Origin of the sequence: Sinomicrobium sp. (genome assembly GCA_029266035.1) — a bacterium.
In the GTDB taxonomy this organism is placed as follows: Bacteria; Bacteroidota; Bacteroidia; order Flavobacteriales; family Flavobacteriaceae; genus Sinomicrobium.
In genome coordinates this window covers 143,817-150,465 of record JAJUFH010000004.1, presented here as the reverse complement: position 1 = coordinate 150,465, position 6,649 = coordinate 143,817, and the positions used below count along the sequence as shown (strand labels likewise).

The 6,649-nt window shown below is 41.7% G+C and carries 5 protein-coding genes and 1 pseudogene; 5 read left to right on the top strand and 1 reads right to left on the bottom strand.

Annotated elements, in window-relative coordinates; all coding sequences use genetic code 11:
• Positions 1 to 989: pseudogene (locus tag ACYZZR_RS04350) on the top strand (IS3 family transposase); the annotation flags it as partial.
• 156 nt (positions 990 to 1,145) lie between these two features.
• Here ACYZZR_RS04350 and ACYZZR_RS04345 read toward each other — a convergent pair.
• Positions 1,146 to 2,111: a gliding motility protein GldB-related protein gene (locus ACYZZR_RS04345; RefSeq protein WP_461532774.1), complete on the bottom strand. Its 966-nt coding sequence runs from the start codon at positions 2,109 to 2,111 to the stop codon at positions 1,146 to 1,148.
• Between the two features lie 700 nt (positions 2,112 to 2,811).
• On the opposite strand from ACYZZR_RS04345, the gene lpdA reads away from it, so the two are divergent.
• From lpdA to purB, 4 genes are all read left to right on the top strand, one after another.
• Positions 2,812 to 4,203, top strand: coding sequence for a dihydrolipoyl dehydrogenase (gene lpdA, locus ACYZZR_RS04340; RefSeq protein WP_461532773.1), 1,392 nt, complete (start codon positions 2,812 to 2,814; stop codon positions 4,201 to 4,203).
• 72 nt (positions 4,204 to 4,275) lie between these two features.
• Positions 4,276 to 4,551: a DUF3817 domain-containing protein gene (locus tag ACYZZR_RS04335; RefSeq protein WP_461532772.1), complete on the top strand. Its 276-nt coding sequence runs from the start codon at positions 4,276 to 4,278 to the stop codon at positions 4,549 to 4,551.
• Positions 4,552 to 4,704: 153 nt separating this feature from the next.
• The gene (locus tag ACYZZR_RS04330) at positions 4,705 to 5,247 is read left to right on the top strand and encodes an outer membrane beta-barrel protein (RefSeq protein ID WP_461532771.1); all 543 of its coding nucleotides are present in this window, start codon (positions 4,705 to 4,707) and stop codon (positions 5,245 to 5,247) included.
• 40 nt (positions 5,248 to 5,287) lie between these two features.
• The gene (purB, locus tag ACYZZR_RS04325) at positions 5,288 to 6,631 is read left to right on the top strand and encodes an adenylosuccinate lyase (RefSeq protein WP_461532770.1); all 1,344 of its coding nucleotides are present in this window, start codon (positions 5,288 to 5,290) and stop codon (positions 6,629 to 6,631) included.
• The last annotated feature ends 18 nt before the right edge of the window (positions 6,632 to 6,649 follow it).

Genomic DNA, 6,649 nt, shown 5'->3' with positions numbered 1-6,649 from the left:
ATGAACTCCAAGGAACTCAAGCGCCTCAAGGAGCTGGAAGAAGAGAACGCCAAGCTCAAACAGATGTATGCCACCTTGGCTCTTGACCACCAGATGGCCAAGGAGATCATCGAAAAAAAGCTCTAAAGCCCTGCAGAAAGCGAACCATTGCCAAAGAACTTATTCATTACGGCATCTGTAGGGCGTGCCGTGTACTCAACATGAGTAAGAGTGTTTATTATTATAGGCCTTTGCCCAAGGATGATAGCGAGATAGAACACGCCTTGCAACAAAAGGTAAAGGAACATTCAGAGGAAGGTTTTTGGAAGGCCTATGACCGGTTACGCGAAGAGGGAAAACCCTGGAACCACAAGCGTATGCATAGGGTCTATGTGGCCCTGGGGCTCCCCTTGCGCAGAAAGGTGAAGAAACGCTTGCCTTCCAGAACAAAAGAACCCCTGGAGATCCCCAGCGAGCTTAACCATACCTGGAGTATGGATTTTGTAACAGACGTTCTAGAAAACAAAAGACGCTTTAGGGCATTTAATATAATTGATGATTTTAACAGAGAGGCACTCCATATTGAGGTCGACTTCTCACTGACGAGCCACCGCGTGGTATGGGTGCTCAACCACCTTATTAACAAAAAGGGCAAGCCCAAAAAGATACGGATGGATAACGGACCTGAATTTATAGCCAAGATCGCCTCGGAATGGAGCATGATGCACGATATCGAGTTCAAATATATACAGCCGGGGAAACCCACGCAAAATGCGTTTGTGGAAAGGTTCAATGGGAGTTACAGAAGAGGAGTGCTAAACAAATACATCTTTGAAAACATAGACCAAGTAAGAGAACAGACACATATTTGGATGCATGATTACAACCATCACCGCCCACACGATGGGCTGGGTAAAATCCCGCCAATAAAATATGCGGAACTTAATTCTCTTGGGGCTAGCCCCAAGAGAATTAAAAACAATAAGTCTGTAGAAGTATTAGAAGAATGAACAGTTCTATTTAGGGGAAGCTTACATAGCCACCTACAAGCCTAAGTTGCCAAAAAATCTCCCAAATAGGTATTGGTAAATTTATTTTAGAATTTTCACCTAATTACCGTTAAGTTTTTTTACCAACTTGACAAAGCAGTGTTGTAAAACGTATCTTTACTTCACTAATTTCTCAACATATTCATCAACTTTACTCTTTCGCAAAAATTCGTCGTAATCCTGAATATGTAGAATATCATAAATCGCCTTTTTCTTATTGCCGACTTGTTGGTAATAAGACTTACAAATTATATAACCTATCCAATAACCGGCATTTCTTGGTCGGTTTTCGCTTTCCCGCTGCCAAGAACCCCAAACACTTTTGTGCATTTCTTTTTTGAAATCAGTCCAAATGGCCATTTCTTTACCTTCAAATTCCTCGTAGTTTCCATCTGTATGCCCACTGATGAGTTCTGCAATAAATTCGGCCGAACCTTCCCTTATACTTTTCCACAATAAGGTCTTGCCGCTTTTCATGTTTTTTTGGTTGAAATGCACCAATTCGTGACTAACGGTGATAGGTATATGGTTCCTTGGCATACTAATTTTAAGGATGTCATCGTTCCAATTCTCCGTATTTGTCTGTTTCGTTCTGCTTAGAATTTCTGTTCCAATGAGAAGTCCGCTCTTAGAAATTGTACCATTTGAATTAAAAGATCCAACCACGAAATACAAATCGGGAAATACGGCTTTTTCGTATAGATTTTTAAACTTGTTGTAATTTTTTCTTATTTCCGATTCCAAGTCAGTCAGGTCGCTTATGTTTGGCTCGATAGCTTTGTAAAAGTCTTGATATCCGATAGCAAAGTCGGAGAATTTTTCTTTAGATCGGATTTTGATTTTATAAAAATCTCTGAGACCTCTCGAACCTACAGAAAAGTAATATCGCTTAAATATTTTTGTCGCATTGATCGTATCTCGTATCGCTAAGTCGAAAGCCTTGTAAAAATTAGTAATATCCGATGTATTTATTTTTGAGTTCTCAGCATCGTTCAACAGCTTTTTACTTGAAAATGATGTCGCGCAAGATTCCAATAAGATGACTGTTGAAATGAATAAGGCCTGTTTTAGTATTCTTGTCATATTTAGACCGTTTTATATGATTATCTTTTCAAACCTAAGCACAAATACCCAAACATACATAATTACACAACCTATTTCTTCTTTTTAAAAAAGCCATACTACCAAAATTCAATATCTGGAACTTTATTGTCAATTCGAGGAAAAAGCATCGACATTCGCAGTATTCTATATCACCCCTTCTCTTCAAAAGCCCCGTCCTTCATTTTGTCTCAACACAAAACGAAGCAAAAGATTGAGGCGAAACCAAGGTGGCTGAGTGCCGGAGCGCAGCGAACGGTGTATCGAAACCACCGACTGTATGAGACAACAACAAATCGCATCACACTAATTCGGCAATGGGGGTAGACGCAAAATTTTGCGTCTCTACAGCGTCTGGTATATATTGTATTGCTGTTCTACTCATCGTCCTGAAAAGATAATTTAGACTATCAACCACAAACTTTAGCAAAACTACCAACTACGAACTATTATTGGGTTATTGGGTTATTGGGTTATTGGGTTATTGGGTTATTGGGTTATTGGGTTATTGGGTTATTGGGTTATTGGGTTATTGGGTTAATTAGGCAAAACTACCAACTACAAACTAATCAACTAAAAAACTACTAAACAAAAAAACCACAAACAACAAACAACAAACCACATTTAAAACTATTTCCGTAACTTCGTAACCGAATTTTTTTGTTCCAAAAAACATTATAGAATGAGTAAATACGATGTCATAGTTGTGGGCAGTGGCCCCGGCGGATATGTTACTGCCATAAGAGCTTCTCAGCTGGGCTTAAAAACAGCTGTAGTAGAAAAGGAAAACCTAGGAGGGGTTTGCCTTAACTGGGGGTGTATCCCTACTAAAGCGCTGTTGAAAAGCGCTCAGGTATTTGAATATCTCAAACACGCGGAAGACTACGGGCTGAGCGTAAAGGAATACGACAAGGATTTCAATGCTGTAGTAAAAAGAAGCCGAGGTGTAGCCGAAGGTATGAGCAAAGGGGTTCAGTTCCTGATGAAAAAGAATAAAATAGACGTTATAAACGGTTACGGTAAGGTAAAACCGGGCAAAAAGGTAGAGGTAACCGGAAGTGACGACAAAAAAACCGAATACGAGGCCGATCATATAATCATCGCTACCGGTGCGCGCTCTCGTGAGTTGCCCAGCCTGCCGCAAGACGGCAAAAAAGTGATAGGCTATCGCGAGGCTATGAACCTGCCGGAGCAACCCAAAAAACTAATCGTAGTAGGTTCGGGAGCTATAGGTATCGAGTTTGCCTATTTCTACAATGCTATGGGTACTGAGGTTACCGTGGTAGAATACTTACCTAATATCGTTCCGGTAGAAGATGAAGACGTCTCAAAACAACTGGAAAGAAGTTTCAAAAAGGCAGGTATCAAAATTATGACCTCTGCCGAAGTGACTAAAGTAGATACTTCAGGAAAAGGAGTAAAAGCTACCATAAAAACCAAAAAAGGAGAAGAGGTTCTGGAGGCAGATATCGTACTTTCTGCCGTTGGAATCAAAACCAATATCGAAAACATTGGTCTCGAAGACGTAGGTATCGCTACCGATCGAGATAAGATACTGGTAAACGACTTCTACCAGACCAATATTCCCGGTTACTACGCTATAGGCGACGTTACCCCCGGACAGGCACTGGCTCACGTAGCTTCCGCCGAAGGGATACTCTGTGTGGAAAAAATAGCTGGTATGCACGCAGAGCCTTTAGACTACGGCAATATACCGGGATGTACCTACTGTATGCCTGAAGTGGCTTCTGTTGGACTTACCGAAAAACAGGCCAAGGAAAAAGGTTATGATATCAAAGTGGGTAAATTCCCGTTCTCTGCTTCGGGTAAGGCCAAAGCCAGTGGTAATGCCGACGGTTTTGTAAAAGTGATCTTCGATGCCAAATACGGAGAGTGGTTGGGTTGCCACATGATCGGTGCCGGAGTTACCGATATGATAGCCGAAGCAGTAGTTGCCCGTAAACTGGAAACTACCGGACACGAGGTACTCAAAGCGGTACACCCTCACCCTACTATGAGTGAGGCGGTAATGGAGGCCGTTGCAGATGCTTATGACGAAGTAATCCACCTGTAAGAATACAACAATATCACTATAGGCTTCCGCACCCCTTATCGGACTTGCGGAAGCTTTTTTAAAAAAACTATCATGCTCAAAAGTTTTCGCCTTACAGCTATACTTGAAGGTATTTCATATCTCCTGCTCTTTTTTGTGGGAATGCCCCTCAAATACCTCGCAGATCACACCGAAACCAATACAGCCGTAGGATATGCCCACGGAATATTATTCATACTATACGTAGTGCTGGCTGTGGTGGTATGTATGGAAAAATCGTGGGGACTAAAGCGCTTTGCTATACTGTTTGTGGCTGCTCTGCTGCCTTTTGGAACTTTTTATGCGGAAAAAAAATATCTGAGATCGTAATTATCTCATTAATTGTAAAAAAGCATCAACCGCTGTTTATGTGGTGAAACATTTGTCTTTGCCGTAGTCGCTGAGATTTTATCTGTAAAGATATTACTGCAAACGGCGATAAATCTTATTTTTGCACAAATCATTACTCTAATAAATGTTCTTATGAAGAAGTTAGTTTTATTTACAGCTGTAGTCCTGTTAAGTTGTGCAGGATTGTCAGCACAGGAAGATCAGGACTCCCTCAAGGGAAAATGGTTAGTAGGTGGCTCTTTCGGATTTGAAAAAGACAAGACTTCCGGCTCTGAAAGAACAGACTTCTCTTTGCTGCCCTCGGTGGGTTTTTTTATCGACAACGACATAGCTGTCGGACTCAGTGCGGGTTATGAACAAACCAAGATCAACAACGATAAAAAAGAATTCTACGGTGTTATTCCCTACGCCAGAAAGTATTGGTTTCCTCAGTCTAAGCTAATGCCCTTTGCTCAAGGTGACATAAGATTGGGATGGGCCAAAGACAGTGTAGACGACACCTTTGCTTGGGGAATCAACATACGTCCGGGGATTACGTACAGACTAAACGAAAGCATAGCCTTTGATGCGACCGTAGGTCGATTTGGATATGACAATGAAGGTGAAGATTCCGATAATTACGGACTTGGACTCAGTCTCAACGATCTGAGCCTCGGAATTATTATTTTCCTTTAATACAACATTACAAAAATTATCCCTTTTACAATTTACTACAATGCAACTCACCGAATTAAATGCCATCTCTCCTATAGACGGGAGGTATAGAAGTAAAACGGACAGTCTGGCTCCCTTCTTTTCAGAAGAAGCCTTAATCAGATATCGCGTAAGAGTAGAAATAGAATACTTCATAGCGCTCTGCAATATTCCCCTTCCTCAATTGGAGGGATTTGACAAAACTCTCTTCGGCGACTTGAGAGCTATTTACAGCACGTTTGCTGCCGAAGATGCTCTAGCTGTCAAAGAGATAGAAAAGACCACCAATCACGATGTGAAAGCGGTGGAATACTTTATAAAACAAAAATTCGACACCCTCGATTTGTCGGCTTACAAAGAGTTTATTCACTTCGGACTCACTTCGCAAGACATCAACAACACCTCGGTGCCTTTGTCGGTCAAAGAAGCTGTTGCTGAAGTGTATCTGCCTTGCTTAAAAGAACTGACCGACAAACTGAAAGCACTGGCCTCAGAATGGGCGGATATCCCTATGTTGGCGCGTACTCACGGACAACCGGCTTCTCCTACTCGATTGGGAAAGGAAATACAGGTGTTTGTCACTCGTATTGAAGAGCAACTCACCGTATTGGAAAAAGTGCCTTATGCAGCCAAATTCGGAGGAGCTACAGGAAATTACAACGCACATCACGTAGCCTATCCGCAAACAGACTGGAAGGCTTTTGGAACGAATTTCGTGGAAGATACACTCGGTCTCCACCACTCTTTCCCCACTACTCAGATAGAACATTACGACCATATCGCAGCGCTGTTTGATGCTGTTAAAAGAATCAATACCATACTCATTGATCTCGATAGAGATATATGGACCTATATCTCTATGGATTATTTCAAACAAAAAATAAAAGCGGGTGAAGTAGGCTCCTCAGCTATGCCACATAAAGTCAACCCAATAGACTTCGAAAATTCTGAAGGGAATCTAGGTATCGCCAATGCTGTATTTGAACATCTCTCTGCCAAATTACCGTTGTCGCGCCTACAACGCGACCTTACCGACAGTACGGTACTGCGCAATATAGGGGTACCTTTCGGACATACGATAATCGGGCTCTGGTCTACCCTAAAAGGCTTGAACAAATTACTGCTGAACAAGGAGAAATTTGAAGCTGATCTGGAAAATAACTGGGCAGTAGTGGCTGAAGCTATCCAAACCATCCTCCGAAGAGAAGGATATCCCAATCCTTATGAGGCTCTCAAAGGACTCACACGAACTAATGAAAAAATTAACAAGGAGTCTATCTCCGGATTTATAGATACCCTTGATGTTTCCGATGCCGTAAAAAGCGAACTCAAAAACATCAGTCCGGTCAATTACACCGGAATATAAATCTCCTACCAAATTCAA

Excerpts from the sequence above, each read along its gene's own strand:
- ACYZZR_RS04345 (WP_461532774.1), bottom strand. The coding sequence starts at position 2,111 with ATGACAAGAATACTAAAACAGGCCTTATTCATTTCAACAGTCATCTTA.
- lpdA (WP_461532773.1), top strand. The coding sequence starts at position 2,812 with ATGAGTAAATACGATGTCATAGTTGTGGGCAGTGGCCCCGGCGGATAT.
- ACYZZR_RS04335 (WP_461532772.1), top strand. The coding sequence starts at position 4,276 with ATGCTCAAAAGTTTTCGCCTTACAGCTATACTTGAAGGTATTTCATAT.
- ACYZZR_RS04330 (WP_461532771.1), top strand. The coding sequence starts at position 4,705 with ATGAAGAAGTTAGTTTTATTTACAGCTGTAGTCCTGTTAAGTTGTGCA.
- purB (WP_461532770.1), top strand. The coding sequence starts at position 5,288 with ATGCAACTCACCGAATTAAATGCCATCTCTCCTATAGACGGGAGGTAT.